At 44.4% G+C, this 23,127-nt stretch carries 21 protein-coding genes, 1 pseudogene and 1 other annotated feature; of the genes and pseudogenes, 14 read left to right on the plus strand and 8 right to left on the minus strand.

Annotation, left to right across the window (positions count from 1 at the left end; translation table 11 throughout):
- The first annotated feature begins 27 nt into the window (after positions 1–27).
- A complete protein-coding gene (gene ccpA / locus RRU94_RS13170) occupies positions 28–1,026 on the plus strand; it encodes a catabolite control protein A (protein ID WP_315694738.1) in 999 nt (332 codons plus the stop codon).
- A gap of 65 nt (positions 1,027–1,091) precedes the next feature.
- Here the strand turns inward: ccpA and RRU94_RS13175 are convergent, their stop codons facing one another.
- Genes RRU94_RS13175 through RRU94_RS13185 form a run of 3 tightly spaced genes read right to left on the minus strand, consistent with a single transcriptional unit; the run spans position 1,092 to position 3,546 of the window.
- Positions 1,092–2,252 (minus strand): acetoin utilization protein AcuC, encoded by a 1,161-nt coding sequence (locus RRU94_RS13175; RefSeq protein ID WP_315694739.1) that lies wholly within the window; start codon positions 2,250–2,252, stop codon positions 1,092–1,094.
- Positions 2,249–2,896, minus strand: coding sequence for an acetoin utilization AcuB family protein (locus RRU94_RS13180; RefSeq protein WP_315694741.1), 648 nt, complete (start codon positions 2,894–2,896; stop codon positions 2,249–2,251). Before RRU94_RS13180 ends, RRU94_RS13175 begins: the two co-directional genes overlap by 4 nt.
- 17 nt (positions 2,897–2,913) lie before the next feature.
- Complete coding sequence (locus tag RRU94_RS13185) at positions 2,914–3,546, minus strand: GNAT family N-acetyltransferase (protein WP_315694743.1); 633 nt, start codon at positions 3,544–3,546, stop codon at positions 2,914–2,916.
- A gap of 187 nt (positions 3,547–3,733) precedes the next feature.
- Here RRU94_RS13185 and acsA point away from each other — a divergent pair, with 187 nt between their 5' ends.
- The 3 genes from acsA to RRU94_RS13200 all read left to right on the plus strand — a co-directional run bounded on the left by acsA (position 3,734) and on the right by RRU94_RS13200 (position 8,475).
- Positions 3,734–5,452 carry an acetate--CoA ligase gene (gene acsA, locus RRU94_RS13190; protein WP_315694744.1) on the plus strand — a complete coding sequence of 573 codons (1,719 nt, stop codon included), beginning with the start codon at positions 3,734–3,736 and terminating at the stop codon, positions 5,450–5,452.
- A 131-nt stretch (positions 5,453–5,583) separates the two neighbouring features.
- Positions 5,584–5,797: a binding site (T-box leader), on the plus strand.
- 43 nt (positions 5,798–5,840) lie between these two features.
- Positions 5,841–7,100, plus strand: a complete 1,260-nt coding sequence (gene tyrS, locus RRU94_RS13195) for a tyrosine--tRNA ligase (RefSeq protein WP_315694745.1) — start codon at positions 5,841–5,843, stop codon at positions 7,098–7,100.
- A gap of 160 nt (positions 7,101–7,260) precedes the next feature.
- Entirely contained in the window at positions 7,261–8,475 is a 1,215-nt protein-coding gene (locus tag RRU94_RS13200) for an ATP-binding protein (protein WP_315694746.1), read from the plus strand.
- A gap of 78 nt (positions 8,476–8,553) precedes the next feature.
- Here RRU94_RS13200 and rpsD read toward each other — a convergent pair whose 3' ends face one another.
- The 3 genes from rpsD to hisJ all read right to left on the minus strand — a co-directional run bounded on the left by rpsD (position 8,554) and on the right by hisJ (position 10,699).
- A complete protein-coding gene (rpsD, locus tag RRU94_RS13205; RefSeq protein ID WP_251269670.1) occupies positions 8,554–9,156 on the minus strand; it encodes a 30S ribosomal protein S4 in 603 nt (200 codons plus the stop codon).
- A gap of 239 nt (positions 9,157–9,395) precedes the next feature.
- Positions 9,396–9,881: a GAF domain-containing protein gene (locus RRU94_RS13210; RefSeq protein WP_315694748.1), complete on the minus strand. Its 486-nt coding sequence runs from the start codon at positions 9,879–9,881 to the stop codon at positions 9,396–9,398.
- Positions 9,882–9,883: 2 nt separating this feature from the next.
- Positions 9,884–10,699 (minus strand): histidinol-phosphatase HisJ, encoded by an 816-nt coding sequence (hisJ, locus tag RRU94_RS13215; RefSeq protein ID WP_315694749.1) that lies wholly within the window; start codon positions 10,697–10,699, stop codon positions 9,884–9,886.
- Between the two features lie 211 nt (positions 10,700–10,910).
- Here hisJ and ezrA point away from each other — a divergent pair, with 211 nt between their 5' ends.
- From ezrA to RRU94_RS13250, 7 genes are all read left to right on the plus strand, one after another.
- Positions 10,911–12,602 carry a septation ring formation regulator EzrA gene (gene ezrA / locus RRU94_RS13220; protein WP_315694750.1) on the plus strand — a complete coding sequence of 564 codons (1,692 nt, stop codon included), beginning with the start codon at positions 10,911–10,913 and terminating at the stop codon, positions 12,600–12,602.
- Positions 12,603–12,691: 89 nt separating this feature from the next.
- Positions 12,692–13,834, plus strand: a complete 1,143-nt coding sequence (locus RRU94_RS13225; protein WP_315694751.1) for a cysteine desulfurase family protein — start codon at positions 12,692–12,694, stop codon at positions 13,832–13,834.
- The gene (gene thiI, locus RRU94_RS13230; RefSeq protein ID WP_315694752.1) at positions 13,831–15,027 is read left to right on the plus strand and encodes a tRNA uracil 4-sulfurtransferase ThiI; all 1,197 of its coding nucleotides are present in this window, start codon (positions 13,831–13,833) and stop codon (positions 15,025–15,027) included. The genes RRU94_RS13225 and thiI overlap by 4 nt, the downstream gene beginning before the upstream one ends.
- Before the next feature lie 70 nt (positions 15,028–15,097).
- Entirely contained in the window at positions 15,098–16,003 is a 906-nt protein-coding gene (rarD, locus tag RRU94_RS13235; RefSeq protein ID WP_315694753.1) for an EamA family transporter RarD, read from the plus strand.
- A 74-nt stretch (positions 16,004–16,077) separates the two neighbouring features.
- Positions 16,078–16,578, plus strand: coding sequence for a thiol peroxidase (gene tpx, locus RRU94_RS13240; protein ID WP_242233246.1), 501 nt, complete (start codon positions 16,078–16,080; stop codon positions 16,576–16,578).
- An 83-nt stretch (positions 16,579–16,661) separates the two neighbouring features.
- A complete protein-coding gene (locus RRU94_RS13245) occupies positions 16,662–17,654 on the plus strand; it encodes a class I SAM-dependent methyltransferase (RefSeq protein ID WP_315694754.1) in 993 nt (330 codons plus the stop codon).
- A 5-nt stretch (positions 17,655–17,659) separates the two neighbouring features.
- Positions 17,660–18,484 (plus strand): EcsC family protein, encoded by an 825-nt coding sequence (locus tag RRU94_RS13250; protein WP_315694755.1) that lies wholly within the window; start codon positions 17,660–17,662, stop codon positions 18,482–18,484.
- A gap of 15 nt (positions 18,485–18,499) precedes the next feature.
- Here RRU94_RS13250 and RRU94_RS13255 read toward each other — a convergent pair whose 3' ends face one another.
- Positions 18,500–18,811: a hypothetical protein gene (locus RRU94_RS13255; RefSeq protein ID WP_315694756.1), complete on the minus strand. Its 312-nt coding sequence runs from the start codon at positions 18,809–18,811 to the stop codon at positions 18,500–18,502.
- A 233-nt stretch (positions 18,812–19,044) separates the two neighbouring features.
- Here RRU94_RS13255 and RRU94_RS13260 point away from each other — a divergent pair, with 233 nt between their 5' ends.
- Positions 19,045–20,247, plus strand: coding sequence for an argininosuccinate synthase (locus RRU94_RS13260; protein WP_242233250.1), 1,203 nt, complete (start codon positions 19,045–19,047; stop codon positions 20,245–20,247).
- 2 nt (positions 20,248–20,249) lie between these two features.
- Entirely contained in the window at positions 20,250–21,626 is a 1,377-nt protein-coding gene (gene argH, locus RRU94_RS13265) for an argininosuccinate lyase (RefSeq protein ID WP_315694758.1), read from the plus strand.
- 192 nt (positions 21,627–21,818) lie between these two features.
- Here the strand turns inward: argH and RRU94_RS13270 are convergent, their stop codons facing one another.
- Positions 21,819–22,268 carry a universal stress protein gene (locus RRU94_RS13270; protein WP_315694759.1) on the minus strand — a complete coding sequence of 150 codons (450 nt, stop codon included), beginning with the start codon at positions 22,266–22,268 and terminating at the stop codon, positions 21,819–21,821.
- A 150-nt stretch (positions 22,269–22,418) separates the two neighbouring features.
- Here RRU94_RS13270 and RRU94_RS13275 point away from each other — a divergent pair.
- Positions 22,419–23,096, plus strand: a pseudogene (locus tag RRU94_RS13275) (metal-dependent hydrolase).
- The last annotated feature ends 31 nt before the right edge of the window (positions 23,097–23,127 follow it).

Here is a 23,127-nt window from a genome sequence, read left to right on the forward strand (position 1 = left end):
AAAGAAACGAAAAGGAGCTATTACCCGATGAATATTACGATTTATGATGTAGCAAGAGAGGCAAACGTGTCGATGGCAACAGTATCGCGCGTAGTAAATGGAAACCCGAACGTGAAACCGGCAACAAGAAAGAAAGTAAATGATGTAATCGAGCGTTTAGGCTATCGTCCAAATGCGGTTGCACGTGGGCTGGCGAGCAAAAAAACAACAACTGTTGGGTTAATCATTCCTGACATTTCAAATATTTTCTATGCAGAGCTCGCGCGTGGAATTGAAGATATTGCGACTATGTATAAGTACAACATTATTTTAAGCAACTCGGATCAAAATGAAGAAAAAGAAATGCATTTAATTCAAACGATGCTCGGCAAACAAGTAGATGGCCTTATTTTTATGGGCAATCACATTACAGAAGAGCATGTAAAAGAATTTGACCGTTCACCAGTACCGGTTGTGCTGGCAGGGTCTGTTGAAACATCCGGAAAAACAGCTTCTGTTAATATCGATTACAAAGAGGCCGCTCGTGAGGTGATGCAGTCTTTAATTGAAAACGGTCATAAGCGTATTGCTTACGTAGCCAGCCCGTTCCACGATGTGATCAACACAGAGTATGCGCTTGCGGTATACAAAGAGGTGCTTGAAGAAGCGGATCTTTACGATGAATCCCTTGTTGTAGAAGGCGATTACACATATGATTCTGGAATTGAAGCATGGGAGAAGCTAAGCGAAGCTGATGAAAAGCCAACAGCTGTATTTGTATACAATGACGAGATGGCTCTTGGTATTGTTCACACAGCTCAAGAAGCAGGTCTGTCTATTCCAGATGATCTTGAAGTAGTCAGCTTCGATTCAACAAAGCTGTCTCTAATGGTGCGTCCTCAACTGACAGCGGTTGCGCAGCCGCTATATGATATTGGTGCCGTTGCAATGCGTTTGTTAACAAAGCTCATGAACAAGGAAGAAGTAGAAAACCCAGTCGTGGTACTGCCGCACCGCATTGAAAAGCGCGGCTCAACGAAAGCATAAGAAAAACAGCATAAACAATAAAAAACCGGGCAGGCACAGTGTCAAAATAAACTGTGCCTGTCCGGTTATTTTTTTTGATCACGGAGCGGATAAAGAAGCTTGTCCACCGTCAGCTGGTTCTTTTCTGTAATTTCGCTTTTTCGCGGAATAGCAGGGTACATATCAGGCGGATCTGTCCAGGACGAGGGAAGGGAATGAGGTGCTTTCGGCTGCCACTTTGCCGTCCAGCCCTCTGGAAATGTTGCGGCAAGATGCTGCTGTCCGCTCATCTCCAGCCACAGTAGAGACCAAGCGCGCGGGACAACACGCCATATATCATAGCCGCCCCCGCCAACCGCAATCCAGCGGCCATCACAGTATTCGTGAGCGAGCTCATGGGCCAGTGCCGGAATATGCTTGTAAATGTTAATCGTAGCAGACAAGTGCGTTAGCGGGTCATAATAATGGGCGTCCGCACCGTTTTGCGTTAAAATCACATCCGGCTTGAAAAAGTGCGTTACTTCACGCAGCGTTGTTTCATAGGAAGCAAGCCAGGACTCATCTTCTGTAAATGCATCGAGCGGTACATTAAAAGAATAACCGTAGCCTTGTCCATGTCCTCGCTCTGTTACATTGCCTGTTCCAGGGAAAAGGTAACGTCCTGTTTCATGGATTGAATACGTTGCCACATCCGGATCATCATAAAAAGCCCACTGCACACCATCACCGTGGTGGGCATCTGTATCTACATATAAAACCCGTGCTTTGTACTTTTTTTGCAAATACTTGATTGCAACGGCACTGTCGTTATAAATGCAAAACCCCGACGCTTTTCCGCGAAATCCATGATGAAGGCCGCCGCCTAGATGAATAGCATGATTGGCCCGGCCCGTCATCACCTGGTCAGCTGCGGTCAAAGCGCCGCCGACCAGAAAAGCACTTGCTTCATGCATGTCTTTAAACATCGGTGTATCTTCTGTGCCAAGTCCGAATCCTTCACCGATTGATTCAGGCAATTCACCGCGTCCCGCTTTTTTTACTGCTTCTACATACTCACGGTCATGAATAAGCGTCAACTCTTCATCATCTGCCATACGAGGTTCAATGATCTGACTGACGTCCAATGCATTCAGGTGACGAAGCAAATCAAGGGTCAGCGTAAGGCGAAACTGATTAAAGGGATGATGTTCTGAAAACCGATATCGCAGTAATTGATCGGAATAAATAAAAACGGCATCATGGTTCATGAACGAATCCCCGGCATGTTTGGCCAAAGCACCTCGTGGCCTTCTTTTTTCAAATCGTCGATGACGCCGACCGGATTCATCGTTCGAATACGTAAAACAATCACTTTATGTGTTGCAGCTGTGCGGTCCGGATAAACAAGAACACTTTGTACATTTACCCTCCGATGATGCATCACATGTAAGATTTCATATAAAACCCCTGCCCTATTCTCCACACGAACTTCGACGCGTGAACCAGGCTGGTTAACACCTGTGAGCTCTACAAAGGTATGAAGAACGTCGGTTTCTGTCACCAGCCCGATCACTTTGCCGTTTTGAACAACGGGCAGGCAGCTGATATGATGCTCATAGAAGGTTGCAGCGGCATCTTCAACAAAATCGAGCGGGTGTCCTGTAATCACATTTGTTTTCATAATAAGGCTGAGCGGCTTGTTTAATTGTTCAGAGCCGTTTTCTTGTTTTAAAATAGAGGGTGTCGCATCTTTTATGTCTCGATCAGTCACCAGTCCGGCCAATGTATGATCTGCATCCAAAATAGGGATATGGCGGATTTTATGGTCACGGCAAAGCTGAAGAGCGGCCCCGATCGTATCGTCAGGGGTAAGTGTATGTATATAAACTTTCATAATTTCTTCAAGGACCACTTGTCAGCCCTCCTTTCTTAATACATAAAACGGTTCATAAAACGCACCTGGTCAAATTTTTGAATCGATTCCTGATCTACTCTTGAACCAATTCGGACCATTAAACAATTCGCAGGATGAGAGCTGATTTCTGGATCGTCGGTTGCGTACCATACAAGTCCGCCGGCACCCATCATTTTCTCCATAATTTTACGATATTCCCACACATTTAAACCGGTTCCTTTTAAATCCCAATGCCAATAATATTCAGTTGTAATGGTAATATAGTCCTCCATTTGGTCATCCATCATGGCAACGTGCAGGAGCGTTTGGCCGACCCGGGCTCCCCGGTAATCCGGCGCTACTTCTATCGCGCCAAGCTCTATAAGATTATCAAGCTTTGCCTCTGACCACCGCTCTAGAGGGTCAGGATACAAAAAAGTAACATATCCAACGATCGTTTGATCATTTCTCGCAATAATAATCCGCCCTTCGGGAAGACCCGCAATTTCAATAAGAGCTTCAAGCTGCTGGTCAGGCTGGCGAAATGCTACCAGTCCTTCATGGAACTTGTACTCTGCAAGCTGTTCCGGCTCAATAGGACCTTCTACAATCAGTGTCCCGCTGGGTGTTTGTAATTCTTTTGAATAATAGGTTTTGATATGTTCCATTAGGTCACCGCCTTCATAAATCTTCTATCCTAACCATATACATAAATAAACAATAAATAAAGCGTTTTCACTAAATTTTCATAGAATCCTTACAATCTTCATAATTTTAATTTTGTATAAATTGTGAAAAATCTGGATGTGTTATATAATAAGGGAGCATTCATCATACAAAAGGGGGAATCGGTTCATGAAATTGGAAGCGCTATCAGCTGTACAGGGAAATTATAATTTAGCAGATTATGATCAAACGTATGCCTCTTTTGATTGGAAAGAAGCAGAGAAAGCTTTTTCCTGGTCCCAGACAGGTAAAGTAAACGCGGCATATGAAGCGATTGACCGTCATGCTGAGTCTGGCAAAGGGGAAAAAGTGGCGCTTTATTACCGGGATGCCAGCCGCAGTGAGCAATACACGTTCGCAGAGATGAAAGCAAATACAAACAAAGCAGCCAATGTACTAAAGCAATACGGAGATCTTCAAAAAGGAGATCGTGTCTTTATTTTTATGCCGCGTTCACCAGAGCTTTATTTCGCAGCATTAGGGGCAATTAAAGCAGGAGCTATTGTGGGGCCGTTGTTTGAAGCATTTATGGAAGGTGCTGTGCGGGACCGTTTGGAAGACAGCGAGGCACGCATGATTATTACGACGCCGGAGCTTGCAAGCCGTGTTCCAGTGGATGAGCTGCCGAAGCTGGAAAAAGTATTTATCGTGTCTGACAGCGTAGAAGAAGACGAAAAGCAAATAGATTTTATGCAAAAGTGGAAAAAAGCATCAGACCAGTTTGAGATTGAATGGGTAGATCGTCAAGATGGGATGCTGCTTCATTACACATCTGGTTCGACCGGAAAACCTAAAGGGGTTTTGCACGTACATAATGCAATGATTCAGCAATATCAGACAGCCAAGTGGGTGCTTGACCTGCAGGAGAATGACGTCTACTGGTGTACAGCGGACCCAGGCTGGGTAACAGGTACAGCTTATGGCATTTTCGGCCCATGGCTGACAGGCTCTACAAACGTGATTGTTGGGGGACGCTTCAGTCCGGAGGCATGGTATGGAACGATTGAAGAGTATAAAGTAAGCGTTTGGTACAGTGCACCGACAGCTTTCCGCATGCTGATGGGCGCTGGTGACGAAGTTGTGAAAAAGTTTGATCTGTCGTCCCTGCGCCATATTTTAAGTGTTGGAGAGCCGTTAAATCCGGAAGTTGTACGCTGGGGTAAAAAAGTTTTTGACCTTCGCATTCACGATACATGGTGGATGACAGAAACAGGGGCTCAAGTGATTTGTAACTATCCGTCAATGGATATCCGCCCGGGGTCTATGGGTAAACCAATTCCTGGATTGAAAGCAGCGATTGTAGATGACCAGGGCAATGAGCTGCCGCCAAACCGAATGGGAAATCTGGCGATTAAAAAAGGCTGGCCGTCTATGATGGCGGCGATTTGGAACAATGAAGCCAAATATGAATCTTATTTTATGCCGGGTGACTGGTATGTATCTGGAGATTCTGCATACATGGATGAAGACGGCTATTTTTGGTTCCAGGGCCGCGTAGATGACGTCATTATGACAGCTGGTGAGCGCGTCGGCCCATTTGAAGTAGAGAGCAAGCTTGTCGAGCATCCAGCTATTGCCGAAGCAGGCGTGATTGGAAAACCAGACCCGGTCCGGGGCGAAGTGATCAAAGCATTTATTGCACTTCGTGACGGATATGAACAATCGGACGATTTAAAAGAAGAAATCCGCCAATTTGTTAAAACAGGCCTTGCTGCTCACGCTGCTCCACGTGAAATTGAGTTTCGTGACAAGCTTCCGAAAACACGCTCGGGCAAAATTATGCGCCGCGTCTTGAAAGCATGGGAGCTTGATCTGCCAACGGGTGACTTATCGACGATGGAAGACTAACAAGGTTGAACGGCTGCTCCGCAAAAAAAGCGGAGCAGCTTTTTTAGTGAAGCAGGAGCATTACGTAACAAAAGACAATTTCCGTTTGACAAACAAAGTGGTGCAGGCTACAATGTGTGTTATATTCAATAAACAAAGCGATGAACGGAACAAGTAGTCTGCTGTCCCTGTTACAAAGAGAGCTTTCGGCTGGTGGAAGAAAGCACAAACAGTGAGATGAATTACCTCCCGGAGCTTTCGCCGTGAACAACAAGTAGCGGCTGACGTCTGCCGTCGTTACCGGTATAGAGTGGAGAACGATTTTCTCAAGCCTGGGTGGTACCGCGCGTAAACAGCGTCCCTGCATTGATTGCAGGGGCGTTTTTTTGTTGAAAAAGGAGAGGATAATATGGAATTGTTAGAAGACTTAAAATGGCGGGGCATCGTCTACCAGCAGACAGACGAAGAAGGCATTGAAAAAATGCTGAAAGATGAAAAAATTGCCCTGTACTGTGGTGTTGATCCGACAGCAGACAGTATGCATATCGGCCATTTGCTGCCATTTTTAACACTGCGCCGCTTTCAGCAGCACGGCCATAAGCCTATTGTGCTGGTGGGGGGAGCGACGGGAACAATCGGCGACCCGAGCGGTAAAAAAGAAGAGCGTACGCTGCAGACGATGGAGCAGGTGCAAAAAAATGTGAACGGCCTTCGTGCCCAGCTGGAAAAAATCTTCTCAGTAGAAGGTGAAAATGGCGCTGTTCTTGTCAATAACTACGACTGGATCGGGTCTATGGATGTAGTGACATTCCTCCGTGACTTCGGAAAAAATATCGGTGTGAACTACATGCTGGCCAAGGATACAGTCGCATCACGGCTTGAGAGCGGCATTTCATTCACAGAGTTTGCTTATACGATTTTACAGGCGATGGATTTCTACTATCTTCATAAAAACCACGGCTGCCGCATGCAAATTGGGGGCAGTGATCAATGGGGCAATATTACAACCGGCCTTGAAATGATCCGTAAACTAAACCCAGAAGGCGAGCAGGCATATGGCTTTACCATCCCGCTTGTAACGAAATCAGACGGAACTAAATTCGGAAAAACGGAAAGCGGCGCAGTATGGCTTGATCCGGAGAAAACATCTCCTTACGAGTTTTACCAGTTTTGGATTAACACAGCGGACGCTGATACAATCCGCTACTTGAAAATTTTCACGTTCCTTTCAAAAGAAGAAATCGAAGCACTTGAAGCATCAATGAAAGAAGAAGCGCACCTTCGTAAAGCACAAAAAGCGCTTGCAGAAGAAATGACGCGTCTCATTCATGGAGAAGAAGCGTTGGCTCAAGCGATCAATATTACAAAAGCGCTGTTCAGCGGTGACATTAAGTCATTATCTGCTGACGAAATCGAGCAGGGGCTTAAAGACGTTCCAAGCTACACGGCAGAAGGAGAGCTTCCAAACATTGTTGACCTGCTTGTCGACGCTAAGATTTCTCCATCAAAACGCCAGGCGCGTGAAGATGTGCAAAACGGCGCTGTATCGATCAACGGTGAAAAAATGACAGACACGGCTTATATTTTATCGGAAGAAGACAAAATGGACGGCCGATTCACTGTCATCCGCCGTGGGAAAAAGAAGTACTTTTTAATTCAGTACAAGTAATCAATAAAGTGCATATGCATTCAAAAAACCGTCACGCAAAGGGGACGGTTTTTTGCTTTTTCGATCGATAAATAGAGATTGCTGTTTTATGGTAAAATAAAGAGCAGAGAAAAATAAGAGTCAATCCATTTGTGATGAAGTCAGGGAGTAATTATATCAGATGAACACATATTTTAATTTAAAAAGAATCTATTATATTGGAATGGGATTTGTGATAGCAGCCATGATCACAGGGTTATTATGGGGAAATCCTCATTTTCATCAAATGGATTCAACCTTTATGATGCATGTACTTCTTGTAGCCTTGGTTTCTTTATGCCTTCTCATGTATCCTGCTTTTCGAAACCGCGTGATGAAAACCGTGCTTATTTCGGCAGCCATCGCGTATTTTTATACGATTTTCTTCCTTTATCCAGATACGTGGTCTACGTTTATTTACATTTGTTTGATTCCGGCTATCTCCATTTTATTCTTTGATCCAAAGCTTTTTTATTTAACACTGTTTATGAATACGGCCGCTATTACAAGTATTGTAAGTTATGTCATGATCACTCAAAAAGGCGGGCTGTATGTTTTAATAAAGCAGGATCTGATCGGAAATATGATTAACTTTTTCGGCAGCCAGATTATCTTGTGCCTTCTTTTTTATCTGACCTACTTACGAATTAAAAAACAGCGCCTTTATTATGAACAAATTCAGCAGGCAGAGCGAATTAAAACAGCCGGACAATTAGCGGCTGCGGTTGCACATGAAATAAGAAATCCGCTAACGGTTGTAAAAGGATTTTTACAGCTGTATGAACAAGACTCTTCATACAATGAAGAAGCAAAAAAGCACTTTGCTTTAATGATAGATGAACTCGATACGGCGGAGGAAGTAATCTCTCAATTTTTAACGCTTTCTGCGCCAAGCAAAGAAATTAGTATGGAAAAAATAAAGGTAAAAGAAAGTCTCTACAATGTAGTGGGCCTGCTTCATTCATATGGCCTGCTGCATGCAAACCGGATTGAGTTAGAAGCGGAGGAAGAGTGTACTATTGCGGCCAATCAAATGGAATTCAAGCAATTATGTATTAATCTCATTAAAAACGCGATAGAAGCGTCTGAAGATGGCCATTCTGTACTTGTTCGGGCAAAACAGGTTAAACACAACGTAGAAATTAGCATTATCGATCATGGAAAGGGCATGTCAGAAATGGAAATTCAATCACTGGGCACTCCTTTTTATTCATTAAAAAGCAAAGGAACCGGCCTTGGTTTAATGATTTGCTTCAATATCGTAAAAAAATATAAAGGAACCATACGTTTTCAAAGTGTAAAAGAAAAAGGAACAACAGTAACACTTCAATTTCCTTTATATGAAGAGATGATGTAAATCTATTGAGCATAAAAAAACACCAGCTGTTATATACATAACAGCTGGTGTTTTGCGTAAATCCATAAAGCAATAAAATTAACGAGAGTAGAACTCTACGATAAGCGCTTCGTTGATTTCTGCTGGAAGTTCAGAACGCTCTGGAAGACGAGTGAACGTACCTTCAAGTTTATCAGCATCAAACGTCAAGTAGTCAGGTACGAAGTTGTTTACTTCTACTGCTTCTTTGATGATTGAGAAGTTGTTTGATTTTTCGCGAACGCCGATTGTTTGGCCGATTTTCACTTGGTATGATGGAATGTCAAGACGTTTTCCATCAACTGTGATGTGACCATGGTTAACAAGCTGACGAGCTTGACGACGAGTGCGGGCAAGACCTAAACGGTATACAAGGTTATCAAGACGTGATTCAAGAAGAATCATGAAGTTTTCACCGTATACGCCTTTTAGTTTACCAGCGCGGTCAAACAAATTACGGAATTGACGCTCAGTCACGCCGTACATGTGACGAAGTTTTTGTTTTTCTTGAAGTTGTTGTCCGTATTCAGACATCTTTTTACGCTGGTTCGGGCCGTGTGGACCTGGAGCGTAAGGGCGTTTTTCGATTTCTTTACCTGTACCGCTAAGAGAAATGCCTAGACGGCGGGAGATTTTCCAGCTTGGACCTGTGTAACGAGCCATTGAATGACTCCTCCTTCTGTGTTTTTATTTTGTTGTAAAATAAAAACCGGTGTGAATAACTGCCAGCACATTTTGTTTTCATGCACCATCGCCCTGCAGCAACGGGTTACACGATGCCCCTTTTCCAGATTGATACCGGATAAAGAAACAAAATGACATCTAAACAGCGAACACATAGGCTGCATTTATTTTACACAAAGAATAGTATATAACGTGCCTATTATAGTGTCAACCTTTTATTATAAAAAGCGGACGAGTGTTTCGGCGAACTGAATGAGTCCTTCTTCGTCCTCTTGGTCAAAGCGGTTTGTTTCCGGGCTGTCAATATCGAGCACACCCAGCAGTTCACCATCTTTTATAAGGGGAACGACAATTTCAGAACGGGATGCAGCGTCACAGGCGATGTGTCCCGGAAATGCATGTACATCTTCAATACGAAGTGTTTTTCCCTCAGCAGCAGCAGTTCCGCATACGCCTTTGCCGAACGGAATACGGACGCAGGCAGGAAGTCCCTGGAAAGGCCCAAGCACCAGTCCGTTTTTGGTTTCATCAAGTACATAAAATCCAACCCAGTTAATCCGGGGAAGGAATTGGCCAAGAAGAGCCGACGCATTGGCTAAATTGGCAATCGTATTCGTTTCTCCTGTCAGCAGTGCTTCTAACTGCTTATTTACAAGTGAATATTGTTCTGGTTTTGTTCCAGAGTAAGCGGCGGTTTGAAACATGTTTAAACACTTCCTTCTATTATAATAGTGCGGTCAATTTGCTCTAATCCTTGCCCAATGCCGGCAGCCGCGTGAGCATCGGACCCGTAAACGATCGGAATACCGAGCGAATGAGCGGCACGGGCAATATCAAGAGGCGGATATGTTTCACCGCAAAGCGGTTTAACAAACCCGGCCCCGTTATAATCAAGCGAATAATTGGCCTGTTTAATGGCCTGCAGCAAGCGATTTATATGCGGCTCGAACGATTGTTTACACGGATATAGGAGCTGAAATTTACGCGTAAGCGTAATATGTCCAATTCGGGTTGGCTTAAAAGCCCCGAGATTTGCTTGTACAGACTTCAATACGGTATCATAGTATAATTCATAGACAAATTCAATTGATCCGGCTTCTTTTATGATTCGTCCAAATTCTTCTTCACTGAAGTCGACGCAGACAAATCGTTCGTTCAACGGAAGAAAATGAACGGATAAAATCGCATCATCTAAAAAGGGACCGTATTCTGTTAGAAATTGAGTGGTTTCTTCTTCGAAACCTATGATGAAATCTACTTCCAGACCGGTATGGATGGTAAGAGAAGAGGCATATTGCTTTTTCGCGTTTTCCACTTCTTTTAAATACTGTTCAAGGTCGCTTTTTCGCATAGAACTGTCCCGGTTTGGTGCAGGGTCTATAAAGTGGTCCGGCAGCGGCGCGTGTTCTGTAAATGTAATTTCCGAAAAGCCAAGCTCAAGTGCACGCTCAATATACTGATCTAATGAATCGGTTGAGCCGTGCGGGCAGTATCGTGTATGAATATGTCCGTCTCTAAGCATGCGCGAAAACTCCTTTTTCTTTTAAAAAGCACTTATTTTGACATTTTTTTGCGAAAACCCGCTTAAAAAAACGTAAGTTCCCATTAAAAATGTGGACAATCATGCTATTATTAATGATAGTGAAATTATACGCAATTGACTGAAAGGACGCAATGAGGCGTTTTCTTTCTATACATACTATTTATTCGTGGTTACGAGGGGGCTTATGAGGGTGGAATTTGTCATTGGAGCGATCATTGTCGTACTTGTTTTTTTCATCTATACAATGATGAATAAGAAAAAAAACAGGGCTGAAATCGATCGGCTGGATATGAAGAAAACAGAACTGCTTCACCGGCCGGTTCATGAAGAGCTGGCTAAAGTAAAAAGACTTAATATGACAGGGCAGACAGAGGCTCTGTTTGATAGATGGCGCACCGAATGGGATGAGGTCGTAACCATCGATATTCCAGCTGTGGATGAAAAGCTTTTTCTTTCAGAAGAGCAGACGGATAAATTTCGATTTGGCGCCGCCAAAAAAACAAATAATGAGATTGAAAGCCGCCTCCATCAAATTGAAAAAAAAGTAAATAATATTTTATCGGAACTCGATCAGCTGGTTGGAAGTGAGGAAAAAAACCGGTCCGAAGGTGAAGACATGCACACACGCCAGCGTGAAGCGAAAAAAAGGCTGCTTGCTCATCGTCACACTTTTGGCAAAGCGGCATCCGTGCTTGAGGTGCAGCTTGAAGTGCTTGCAGGCCGTTTTGAAAAGTTCGCCGATTTAACTGAAGAAGGAAACTATCTTGAAGCGCGGGAGCTGTTAATGGAAATTCAAGCGGAAATGGATGCGATGGAGCATAAGATGTCGCGCATTCCTGTTTTAATGACAGAAGTAAACCATACACTTCCGGCTCAATTATCGGAAATTGAGCATGGCTATAAGGAAATGAAGCAGGACGGCTATCTGCTCGATCATTTACAGATTGAAAAAGAAACAGCGGCTTTAAAAGAAGAGCTGAGCCGCGGACGCGATCTTCTTTTGAAAACAGAAGTAGGGGAAACAGAGCTTATAGTGTCCGATGCCAGAGACAGTATCGAATTTTTCTATGATCTGCTTGAAAAAGAAGTGATGGCGAAGCATCAAGTGTTAAAAGATGAAGGTGAAACGGGCACGGCTATTGCCGGGATCATTGACCAGAACGAGGAGCTGCTCGAAGAAACCGATCTCGTGAAACAAAGCTATCAGCTCAGCGGAGAAGAATCCGATGTGCCGAAACGGCTAAAAGAGGAAATTTACCATCTTGAGAAACAATATGAAATTTTACACGGGCGCATTCAAGAAGAAAAAACGGCTTATTCATTCCTTCATGATGAATTAAAAGAAATCCAGGCCCGTATCGCCGAAATGAAAAAAGAGCAGCAGGGCTTTGCTGCTTTCCTTCAAACGCTTCGAAAAGACGAGGTAGAGGCGGCAGAGGAACTGCACGGACTCAGAAACCAGCTTCAGCAGATTATGCGGAAAGTAAAGCAAAGCAATCTGCCGGATATCCCAGATTATTACCGGGAAATGAGTGAAGATGCGCGTGTGTGTATTCAGCAGACGAATACACACTTGAATGAAAAACCGTTAAATATGAAAGCGGTGCGGGAACAGCTGGATGCAGCAAGTGCCTCGATTGATCATCTTGCCAATAAAACAGACGAGCTGATCGACCAAGTAGCGCTGGCAGAACGAATGATTCAGTTTGGCAACCGGTACCGCCGCACGCATCCTGCTGTGGGACCTAAGCTGACTGAAGCCGAGCTCGCTTTTCGCCAGGCAGATTACAGTAAAGCATTGGAACTGTGCGCGACAGCGATCGACAAAGTGGATCCCAAAGGGCTCAAAAAGTTTGATGCCCAGTACAAACAAGAACAATGATAATGCAGAGCCGTCTCGAGAAAAAGAGGCGGCTTTTTCTGACTCAATATGCTAACATGGATAGGTAAAAAAAATGAGGAGCAGCGCCTATGATCTATTTCGACAACAGTGCGACAACAATGCCCGATGATTCGGTGCTCGAGACATTTATAAAAGCAAGCAAGCGTTTCTTCGCCAATCCGTCTTCCCTTCATCATGCAGGCATGGAGGCAGAACGATTTCTTCATAAAGCGCGTACTCAAGTGGCTTCGCTTTGTGGAGTGTCAGCGTCCGAGATTATTTTTACGTCGGGCGGTACAGAATCCAATAACCTGGCGATCAAAGGTACGGCACAGTTCTACAAGGGCAGGGGACGGCACATCGTCACGACTCAAATTGAGCATCCTTCTGTTTTTGAGGCATGCCGCGATCTCGAACAGGATGGATTTCGAGTGACGTACGTAAAGCCGTCAGCAAACGGGGTTGTGATGCCGGCGGATATTGAGCAGGCGATAACAGACGAAACGATTTTGGTTTCTGTTATGCACGTGAACAATGAAACGGGTGCAGTGCAGCCGATTCAAGAGATCGGCCGTATCATCCAGCAGCATCCGCAAACACTATTTCATGTAGATGCTGTTCAGGGATTTGGCAAAGTGCCGCTTAACCTGGAGGATTGGGGTGTTCACCTGGTGTCTGTATCCGGTCATAAGCTGCATGGATTAAATGGCACAGGCTTTTTATTTAAAAAGCACGGTATTCACCTTGCTCCTTTGCTTTCGGGCGGCGGGCAGGAAAGCGGCTTCCGAAGCGGCACAGAGCACACGGCTGGAGCGGCTTCACTGGCAAAAGCCGTTCGTATGGCGTTTGAATCGGATATGGAACCGGTGCGGCACATCACCGAATGGCTGTATCATGAACTGGGAAAACGTCCATGGGTAAACATCCATACTCCGATTGCTCAATCGGCTCCACATATTTTAAGTTTATCTTTTCCTGGTTTAAAGGGGGAAGTTCTTGTACATGCACTTGAACAGGAAGAAGTGATTGTTTCAACGACCAGCGCCTGTTCTTCGAAGCTCGCAAAGCCAAGCCGGGTGCTTCAGGCGATGGGCATCAGCAGCGAACTTGCGGCTTCGGCAATTCGCATCAGCTTGTCATCCCGCAATACGATGAAGGAAGCTGAACAATTTATCGAAGCGTTGGACCAGGTCGTTCCAACGCTCGCAAAAAAAAGGAATGAACGAACATGAATTATGACCGTGTATTGATCCGGTACGGTGAAATGTCCACAAAAGGGCGGAACCGGAGTAAATTTACAAATAAAATGAAAACCAACATTAAACGTTTGTTAAAAGATGATCGAATTAGTGTAGAAGCGCAGCGGGATCGGATGTTTCTTTATTTAAATGGAGCATCTTTTGACAAAGTAAAGGGTGCGCTTGTCCATGTGTCGGGCATTCAATCCTTCAGCCCGGTAATGAAAACAGCGCAGAATATTGATGACATAAAAGAAGCAGCACTGGCGCTGGTTGAAAAAGCAATGGATGGCAAACCGGCTTCGTTCAAAGTCAATACACGCCGGGCAGACAAACAGTTTCCGCTTGATACGCATGAGCTGAATCATGAAATTGGCAGCTTTGTTTTACGAAAAACGGAACAATTAACAGTAGATGTACGAAATCCGGATTTCATCTTAACGATCGAAGTAAGAGAAGAAGGGGTTTATTTATCTTCAGAAACGATTCCTGGAGCAGGCGGCATGCCAGCGGGCGCTTCAGGTAAAGCGGTTCTTCTTTTATCCGGCGGAATTGACAGTCCAGTTGCCGGTTACATGATGATGAAGCGCGGCGTCGAAATCGAAGCAGTTCATTTTTTCAGCCCTCCCTATACAAGCGACCGGGCTAAACAAAAAGTGATTGATCTGGCAAACGTACTGACAACATATGGCGGCAATGTCCGTCTGCATATCGTGCCGTTCACGAAGATTCAGGAAACGATTCACAAGCAGGTGCCGGAAAACTACACAATGACCTCAACACGGCGGATTATGATGCGCATTGCTGACCGCATTCGTGAACAGACCGGCGCCCTGGCCATTGTCACAGGAGAAAGCCTTGGACAGGTAGCCAGCCAGACGATGGAAAGCATGGCTGCGATCAATGATGTAACCAACACACCAGTTCTTCGGCCGCTCATTGCAGTAGACAAACTTGAAATCATGAATATTGCCCGCAAAATCGGTACGCATGACATTTCGATTCTTCCGTTTGAAGATTGCTGCACGATTTTTACGCCGGCTGCACCAAAAACAAAGCCGAAAACGGAAAAAGTCCAGTTTTTTGAAAGCTTTTTAGACTTTGAACCGCTGATTGAAGAAGCGATTCAATCAACCGAGACAATGTTGCTTCCAAACATTGAAGAAGAAATGGACGATCTTTTGTAAAACACCGCGCCTGTGAGCGCGGCTTCTTTTAATGGATATTTCGTGTATAGAAATAAATGGGGGTGAAAAAATGCAGGATGAACGAAAAGCCGGCATGATCTATACAGCCGGTTCGTATGTAATATGGGGCTTGATTCCGATTTACTGGAAGCTGGTCAGCGGTGTATCCGCTTATGAAATACTTGCTAACCGCGTGATATGGTCGTTTGTTTTTATGATTTTGCTGCTTGTTCTGATGAGAAAGCTTGCTCCGCTGGGACAAGTGTTAAAAGAAATTACCACTCACCCTAAGAAAGCGGCGGCACTTGCAACGGCTTCTGTTTTAGTCAGCATTAACTGGTTTGTGTTTATTTGGGCAGTTAACAACAACCATATTATTGAAACAAGCATGGGCTATTATATCAATCCGCTTATGAGTGTGCTGCTTGGTATTCTTGTATTGAAAGAAGCTCTTTCAAAAGCACAAATCCTTTCTTTTATTTTAGCGGGATGCGGTGTGCTCATTATGACTTTTTCCTATGGCTCTTTTCCGTGGGTGTCGATATCACTGGCGGTTTCGTTTGCGCTTTACGGACTGGCTAAGAAAATGATCAGAATGGATGCTGCAGTGGGATTAACGATCGAGACAGCTGTTGTGACGCCGATCGCTGTTTTATATTTGATTTTTCTTTCATCGAACGGAACCCTTCAATTGTTTTCCGGCAGTGTACAAACGGATCTTCTGCTTATCGGAGGAGGCGTACTGACGGCCGTTCCCCTTCTTTTATTTGGTCACGGCGCCCAAAAAATACCGCTTTATTTAATTGGTTTTTTACAGTATATTGCTCCGACAATGACGCTGCTGCTCGGTGTGTTTTTATACCATGAGCCTTTTACACCATCCCAGCTGCTGTCATTTTCTTTTATTTGGAGTGCGCTTGTTGTTTTTACATTTGCTCAACTAAAAACGGTTCAAAAGAAAAAAGCCGTTATTTAACTCTTTTTCATTGCAATGGCATTGGTCGATTCAGTATGATGTATGTATAATGCAGAATGTGGAGGGAATTATAGATGGCAAACGTAACATTTAAAGGCAATCCAATGACATTGATTGGCGATGAAGTAAAAGTAGGAGACAAAGCGCCGGACTTTACTGTTTTGGCGAATGACTTATCTCCAGTCACGCTTGCAGACACAGCAGGCAAAGTCCGTTTAATCAGTGTAGTGCCTTCGATTGATACAGGTGTTTGCGATGCGCAGACACGCCGTTTTAACGAAGAAGCAGCCCAATTGGACAACGTTGAAGTATTAACCATTTCAGCTGATCTTCCATTTGCTCAAAAACGCTGGTGTGCAGCAGCGGGTCTTGAAAATGTGAAAACATTATCAGATCACCGTGATTTTTCATTTGCACAAGCGTACGGCGTTGGAATGCAGGAACTTCGCCTTCTGGCTCGTTCTGTTTTTGTAATCGATTCGAGCGACACTGTTACATACGTGGAGTATGTTGGAGAAGGAACAGATCATCCAGACTACGCCGCAGCAATTGAAGCTGCAAAAGCAGCAAACTAATTTAGTACAGGCTCGGTTTGCAGCCGGCTTTGACATTTTGTCGGAGCCGGCTGTTTTTTTCGACAGGAAAGTGAGGTTTTTTTATGACACAGGAATTAACAGTAGAAAATTTATTTGGGGTATTCGATGAATCGGCCGCTCTTCTAAGCCGTCTTTTGTCTATTCCCTATTTAGAAGCGCTCGGTGAAACGGCAGAAAATCTTTTTCACGGGGATGTTATCCAGGAAGAATTAAATGAGATGGATGAAAAACGCCTGCAAAAGCTTTACAGCAGCGCACAGCTCGACCGCTATTCAAAAGAAGCGATCCGCAAAGCGTTTCAGCTCGCTATTTTAAAAGGCATGAAAGAGCATGTGCAGCCCAATCATCAAATGACGCCGGACTCGATCGGTTTGTTTATCGCTTATTTATTAAGAAAAAGCATGGGAAAAAACCCTTCTTTTACCCTTCTTGACCCAACTATTGGAACGGGAAACCTCGTGGCCACTGTGTTAAATGAGTTTGACGGCAAGGTGGAAGCGTACGGAGTTGACGTTGATGATGTGCTGCTTAAGCTAGCGTATGCGGGCGCCAACCTCCTGCATCATCCTATTACGCTGTACAACCAGGACGCGCTGGAGCCGCTTTTAATCGATCCAGTTGATGTTGTTGTATGCGACCTGCCGGTTGGCTATTATCCAAATGATGCCCGGGCGTCTTCTTACAAGCTAAAAGCAGACAGCGGCCATTCGTATGCACATCATTTGTTTATTGAGCAGAGCTTACATCACACCAAGCCGGGCGGCCAGCTTTTCTTTATTATTCCAAATGGTCTTTTCGAAACGCCGGAAGCGAAAAAGCTGCAGGCTTTTTTAACGGAAGAAGCTTATATCGAAGGCGTAATCCAGCTGCCGGAAACCCTTTTTAAAAACAAAAATGCAGCAAAAAGTATTTTGATGATCCGGAAAAAAGCACCGGGTGTGAAAAAGCCGAAGGAAGTACTGCTCGCAGCAATGCCGTCTTTAACGGATAAAAGGGCAACAGCGTCTATTGTACAAAAAATTGATCGGTGGTTTGCAGATTATCAGAAGGGATGACCAATATGTGGACAAAACGGGATCAGGCTTACTGGGATGAGTTAATGGCGTGGGAACAGCAGCTTGCAGCGGATCAAAACGGCACAGTGGAAGAAGCGAATTCTTTTACGAGCCAGGCCGCAGCTGTCCTGCCGGAAGAGACGCAGACGCTCCTCGCTGAAAAAGTGGATGAAGGTTTAAAGAATATTTATGCGTTTATGCACAAAACACAGTTTCAAAACGAAGTACGCAGTCGAGTGCTGGCTGTGGCGCGGGTTTTTGATGAGGAAATCGAAACGCTGGCACATATGCGCCGCCTGCCCATTGATCAGCTTCATTACATAAGCAGCCAGCAAACAGCCCGCAGCCGCCTGCTTGCGGCCGCACAGGGGGCAATTACGGGAACTGGAAAGCTTTTGCCGCTGGCAGCCGATATGGTTTCACTGCCCATTATTCAGCTGCATGTTATTGAAGCAACTGCAATGTCCTATGGTTTTGATTTGAACGAACCGTTTGAGAAAGAAACTATCCTTCACGTACTGTATACAGCCATGCTTCCGAAGCATTCAAAAGTAGATGGATGGGCGCAGCTGATTACGGAGGTAGAAGAAGGAATATCTTATATAGACGGCCGCTGGTCCTTCAATGAGTCGATGCTGCGGGAGCCGCTGCAATATATCATCAAGCTGGCAGCTGTCAGAGGATTTCGCCGCCAGAAAATGTCCGGCCTTCCGCTCCTGTCAATGGCGATTGGTATTGGAGCAAGCTGGCGGACAGTAAACGAAACAGCAGTGTTGGCCGAACGATACTATCAATACCGTTATTTGCATGAAAAAAAGAACCGGAATTAAAAAACCGGTTCTTTTTTATGCATGTGTTTTTTTTGCTTCATCTACGTCTGGCGACGTTCTAAACCAAAGCCATAAATCATTAATAATAGAAGCAAGCTCACTGATCTCTGTATTCAGCCGGCACGATTGGTCGAAGTTCTCTTCTTCATTTAAGGCGGCTTGTTTCCTATTAATTTGCCCTTCAAGTTCGCCGATGCGGTCTGGGATGGTTCCTCGGATCGTTTCCCATTCAAGAGTGATCTGCTGGCGCTCTTTTACCGAATAAGAAAACCAGCCATGCTGAAGCAAAGGAAGAGGAATGCCCAGGCGTTTATCATATTGAAACATTTGGTCACCTGCTTTTAACGGGTTTCTTCCATAGTAAAAGAAAAAGGGTAAAATAGCAAAAGAGGTGAATATGCAGAATCTTTACATAAATACACAAAAAAATGTATTTTTTTTTGAGAAAACCACTTGAAAGGCCGCTCTGAACATGATATTCTTTATACATAATATAAGAATAAAAATAAGATTCGTTGAATAAATATACTTTTGTTCGCAGGAAAGAGGAGGAAATATAGATGGGTAAGAAAGTAGTTCTGGCGTATTCGGGTGGCCTTGATACATCCGTTGCAATTCCGTGGCTGAAAGAAAAAGGATACGACGTTGTAGCGGTTTGCTTGGACGTCGGCGAAGGAAAAGATCTTGAATTTATTAAAAACAAAGCCCTGCAGGTTGGTGCAGTCGAAAGCTACATGATCGATGCGAAAAAAGAATTCGCGGAAGATTTTGCGCTTGTTGCTTTGCAGGGGCATACATGGTACGAAAACAAGTATCCAGTTGTATCTGCACTGTCTCGTCCGCTTATTTCAAAAAAGCTGGTTGAAATCGCAGAACAAGAAAATGCAACGGCTGTTGCGCACGGATGCACAGGAAAAGGAAACGACCAGGTTCGTTTTGAAGTGGCGATCCGCGCTCTTAATCCAGACCTTGAAGTATTGGCGCCTGTTCGTGACTGGGCTTGGTCACGTGAAGAAGAAATCGAATATGCGAAACAGCATAATGTACCGGTGCCAATCGGTAAAGAAAGCCCGTTCTCAATTGACCAAAACCTATGGGGACGTGCTAATGAGTGTGGCGCTCTTGAAGATCCTTGGGCAGCACCACCGCTTGAGGCATACGACTTAACTGCTCACTTAGAAGATACGCCGGACACGCCGGATATCATTGAAATTGATTTTGAAGAAGGAGTTCCAACATCTGTGAATGGTGAAAAAATGGAGCTGGCAGAACTCATTCTTCACTTAAATGAAGTGGCAGGCAAGCACGGTATTGGCCGTATTGACCATATTGAAAACCGCTTGATCGGCATTAAATCGCGTGAAGTATACGAGACTCCAGGTGCGACCACATTGATCACTGCGCATAAAGAGCTTGAAGATATTACACTTGTAAAAGAATTGGCTCACTTTAAACCAGTCATTGAAAAACGTTTAACGGAAATTATTTATGACGGTCTTTGGTTTAACCCAATTCGTGAATCGCTTGTTGCGTTTTTAAAAGATACACAGAAATATGTAACAGGCACAGTTCGTGTAAAATTGTTTAAAGGCCATGCAATTGTAGAGGGAAGAAAATCGCCGTATTCATTGTATGACGAAAGCCTTGCAACATACTCGAAAGACGATGCGTTTGACCATGCGTCTGCAGTTGGTTTCATTAACTTATATGGTCTTCCAACGGTTGTGAGCTCGCGGGTTCATAAAGAGAAGGGGCTTAAGTAATCATGACGAAAAAGTTATGGGGCGGCCGGTTCCAAAAATCAGCGGAAGAGTGGGTAGACGAATTCGGAGCGTCCATCTCATTTGACCAGGAGCTCGTTTTCGAGGATATCGAAGGCAGCATCGCCCACGTGACCATGCTTGGTGAAACAGGTATTTTAACAAGTGAAGAAATGGAACAAATCAAGTCAGGACTTGAGGCTTTAAAGAAGAAAGCCGAAGCCGGTGAAATCGAGTTTTCGGTTTCGCTTGAAGACATCCATTTAAATTTAGAAAAAGCTTTAATTGATTCGATTGGCCCTGTTGGCGGAAAGCTTCATACCGGAAGAAGCCGGAATGATCAAGTTGCTACAGATATGCATTTATACCTGAAGAAGCAGGTTAAAAACATTATCGGGCTAATCAGCCAATTTCAATCGGTTTTAGTGGAGAAAGCCGATCAGCACAAAGAAACCATTGCGCCAGGCTACACACACTTGCAGCGGGCGCAGCCGATTTCATTCGGTCATCATTTAATGACATATTTTTGGATGCTGCAGCGTGACAAAGAACGGTTCACAGAAGCGCTTAAACGGATCGATGTATCACCGCTCGGGGCGGGGGCACTTGCGGGAACAACATTCCCGATCGACCGTGAGCGTTCAGCAGAACTGCTTGGATTCGCCGGCGTTTATCAAAACAGCATGGATGCGGTAAGCGACCGGGATTTCATTCTTGAGTTTTTAAGCGCATCGTCAATTCTAATGATGCACTTATCCCGCTTTGCAGAAGAAATTATTTTATGGTCAAGCCAGGAGTTTCGTTTTGTCGAGATGGATGATACGTTCTCAACAGGCTCGAGCATTATGCCGCAAAAGAAAAATCCGGATATGGCAGAGTTGATCCGCGGCAAAACGGGCCGTGTATATGGAAACTTGTTTAGTTTGCTGACGATTTTAAAAGGACTGCCGCTTGCATATAACAAAGATATGCAGGAAGACAAAGAGGGCATGTTTGACACTGTTCATACTGTTCTCGGTTCTTTGAAAATTTTCGCTGGCATGGTGGATACAATGATGGTAAACGAAGACCGCATGAAAGACGCCGTGCAAAATGACTTTTCTAATGCAACAGAGCTTGCGGATTACCTGGCTGCAAAAGGCATCCCATTCCGGGAAGCGCATGAAATCACAGGAAAACTTGTTTTTACGTGCATTCAAAAAGGATGCTTCCTGCTTGATCTTTCTATGGAAGAGCTGAAAGAAGCATCAAGTGTGATTGAAGAAGATATTTACGGTGTTCTGTCTCCGTATGAAGCGGTTAAGAGAAGGAAGTCTCTTGGCGGCACTGGTTTTGACCAAGTAGAAAACCAGATTCAAGCGGCAAAAGAACTGCTTAAATAAAAAGCGTAAGGCCCCCGCTTATCAGCGGCCAGCATAAGACGAGCACTGCCGGAGGCGTACTTTGCCTCCAGAAGGGATTGGCTTATGACCTCGAGCTGATGGGGCTTGGAGCTGGATCAAAAAAAGCGTAAGGCGCTGCTATCAGTAGCGCCCTCTATAAAAAAACCGCCAAAGGAGTGGCGGTTTTTTTTGTTATTCATCAGGATCATCCGTACGGACAATTAACACATCGCATCCAGCTGCCCGCGTGATATGCTCAGAAACGCTTCCAATCAAAAAGCGTTCCATTGCGTTAAGCCCGGTGGCCCCGCATATAATTAAATCGGCTTCTACATGCTTAGCTACATTTTTGGGAATAACAGCTTTTGGAGACCCGTATTCAACAAACACATTTACGTTTGTGACACCGGCCGCTGCTGCTTCTTTTTTGTAATCATCTAAGAGTTCATTTCCGTACTTTGTTGCCCGGTCGGCAATAGAACGGTCATACGCTTCAATAGCGGCGAATGAGCGGGTATCGATGACGTGGACCAAATTAAGCGAAGCGCCATTTCGTTTGGCGATTTGAACAGACTTTTTAAATGCCCATTCTGCTTCTTTTGACCCATCTACCGCTACTAAGATGTGCTTGTATTTTAGCATAAATCATTCCCCCTTATAGTTTTATTTTACCTCAAAAAAAAGAAATCAAAAGTGATAAGTCTAACATTTCTGTAAACTTTCTTGAATAGGTTTAAAAACATGAAAGAAAGGGAAAATTCATTTGATATATTAAAAGATTAAAAGGGAAATCTGCTCAGGAAAGTATCGTATTATGGGCATTCAGTTGTAAAAATCCGATCAAACGGAAAAACAGTTCTAATCGATCCGTTTATTAGCGGGAATGATTTAACAGATTTAAGAGCAGACGAACAAAATCCGGATTTTATTATTCTTACACACGGACATGGGGATCACGTCGGAGATACGGTTGATATTTCCAAGCGAAGCGGCGCGCTCGTCATTGCAGTCAATGAACTCGCTCTTTACCTGCAGCACCAGGGGGTAGAAGCCCAGCCGATGCATATTGGTGGGAGCCGGTTTGGGAAAATCAAATTTACGCAGGCTTTCCATGGATCAGGGCTTCAGCAGGCAGATGGAATGTTTCTTTATATGGGTATGCCGGCGGGTGTACTGATTATGAATGAAGGAAAAACCGTTTATCATGCAGGTGATACCGCTTTATTTTCGGATATGAAACTAATCGCGGAACGTCATCCAATCGATCTAGCCCTTCTTCCGATCGGAGACAATTTTACGATGGGGCCGGAAGACGCGGCGGTCGCAGCAGAATTTTTGTAGACAAAAATAACTGTACCTATTCATTACGATACATTTCCGCCAATCCGCCAAAATCCCGCAGATTTTGCTTATGTGGTACAAAATGGAAGCGGGCGGGTAATGACAGTAGGGGAAGTAATCGAGTTATAAAAGCGGAGCCGTCTCAATTGAGGCGGCTTCT

Origin of the sequence: Domibacillus sp. DTU_2020_1001157_1_SI_ALB_TIR_016, from assembly GCF_032341995.1 — a bacterium.
GTDB classification, from domain to species: domain Bacteria; phylum Bacillota; class Bacilli; order Bacillales; family Domibacillaceae; genus Domibacillus; species Domibacillus indicus_A.

What these genes read in the sequence shown, in the direction of transcription:
- RRU94_RS13260 (WP_242233250.1), top strand. Translation starts at nt 19,045, where the DNA reads ATGGGTAAGAAAGTAGTTCTGGCGTATTCGGGTGGCCTTGATACATCC.
- RRU94_RS13185 (WP_315694743.1), bottom strand. Translation starts at nt 3,546, where the DNA reads ATGGAACATATCAAAACCTATTATTCAAAAGAATTACAAACACCCAGC.
- rarD (WP_315694753.1), top strand. Translation starts at nt 15,098, where the DNA reads ATGCAGGATGAACGAAAAGCCGGCATGATCTATACAGCCGGTTCGTAT.
- RRU94_RS13210 (WP_315694748.1), bottom strand. Translation starts at nt 9,881, where the DNA reads ATGTTTCAAACCGCCGCTTACTCTGGAACAAAACCAGAACAATATTCA.
- RRU94_RS13270 (WP_315694759.1), bottom strand. Translation starts at nt 22,268, where the DNA reads ATGCTAAAATACAAGCACATCTTAGTAGCGGTAGATGGGTCAAAAGAA.
- argH (WP_315694758.1), top strand. Translation starts at nt 20,250, where the DNA reads ATGACGAAAAAGTTATGGGGCGGCCGGTTCCAAAAATCAGCGGAAGAG.
- RRU94_RS13200 (WP_315694746.1), top strand. Translation starts at nt 7,261, where the DNA reads ATGAACACATATTTTAATTTAAAAAGAATCTATTATATTGGAATGGGA.
- RRU94_RS13250 (WP_315694755.1), top strand. Translation starts at nt 17,660, where the DNA reads ATGTGGACAAAACGGGATCAGGCTTACTGGGATGAGTTAATGGCGTGG.
- RRU94_RS13225 (WP_315694751.1), top strand. Translation starts at nt 12,692, where the DNA reads ATGATCTATTTCGACAACAGTGCGACAACAATGCCCGATGATTCGGTG.
- acsA (WP_315694744.1), top strand. Translation starts at nt 3,734, where the DNA reads ATGAAATTGGAAGCGCTATCAGCTGTACAGGGAAATTATAATTTAGCA.
- RRU94_RS13175 (WP_315694739.1), bottom strand. Translation starts at nt 2,252, where the DNA reads ATGAACCATGATGCCGTTTTTATTTATTCCGATCAATTACTGCGATAT.
- RRU94_RS13245 (WP_315694754.1), top strand. Translation starts at nt 16,662, where the DNA reads ATGACACAGGAATTAACAGTAGAAAATTTATTTGGGGTATTCGATGAA.
- thiI (WP_315694752.1), top strand. Translation starts at nt 13,831, where the DNA reads ATGAATTATGACCGTGTATTGATCCGGTACGGTGAAATGTCCACAAAA.
- hisJ (WP_315694749.1), bottom strand. Translation starts at nt 10,699, where the DNA reads ATGCTTAGAGACGGACATATTCATACACGATACTGCCCGCACGGCTCA.
- tyrS (WP_315694745.1), top strand. Translation starts at nt 5,841, where the DNA reads ATGGAATTGTTAGAAGACTTAAAATGGCGGGGCATCGTCTACCAGCAG.
- ccpA (WP_315694738.1), top strand. Translation starts at nt 28, where the DNA reads ATGAATATTACGATTTATGATGTAGCAAGAGAGGCAAACGTGTCGATG.
- RRU94_RS13255 (WP_315694756.1), bottom strand. Translation starts at nt 18,811, where the DNA reads ATGTTTCAATATGATAAACGCCTGGGCATTCCTCTTCCTTTGCTTCAG.
- tpx (WP_242233246.1), top strand. Translation starts at nt 16,078, where the DNA reads ATGGCAAACGTAACATTTAAAGGCAATCCAATGACATTGATTGGCGAT.
- rpsD (WP_251269670.1), bottom strand. Translation starts at nt 9,156, where the DNA reads ATGGCTCGTTACACAGGTCCAAGCTGGAAAATCTCCCGCCGTCTAGGC.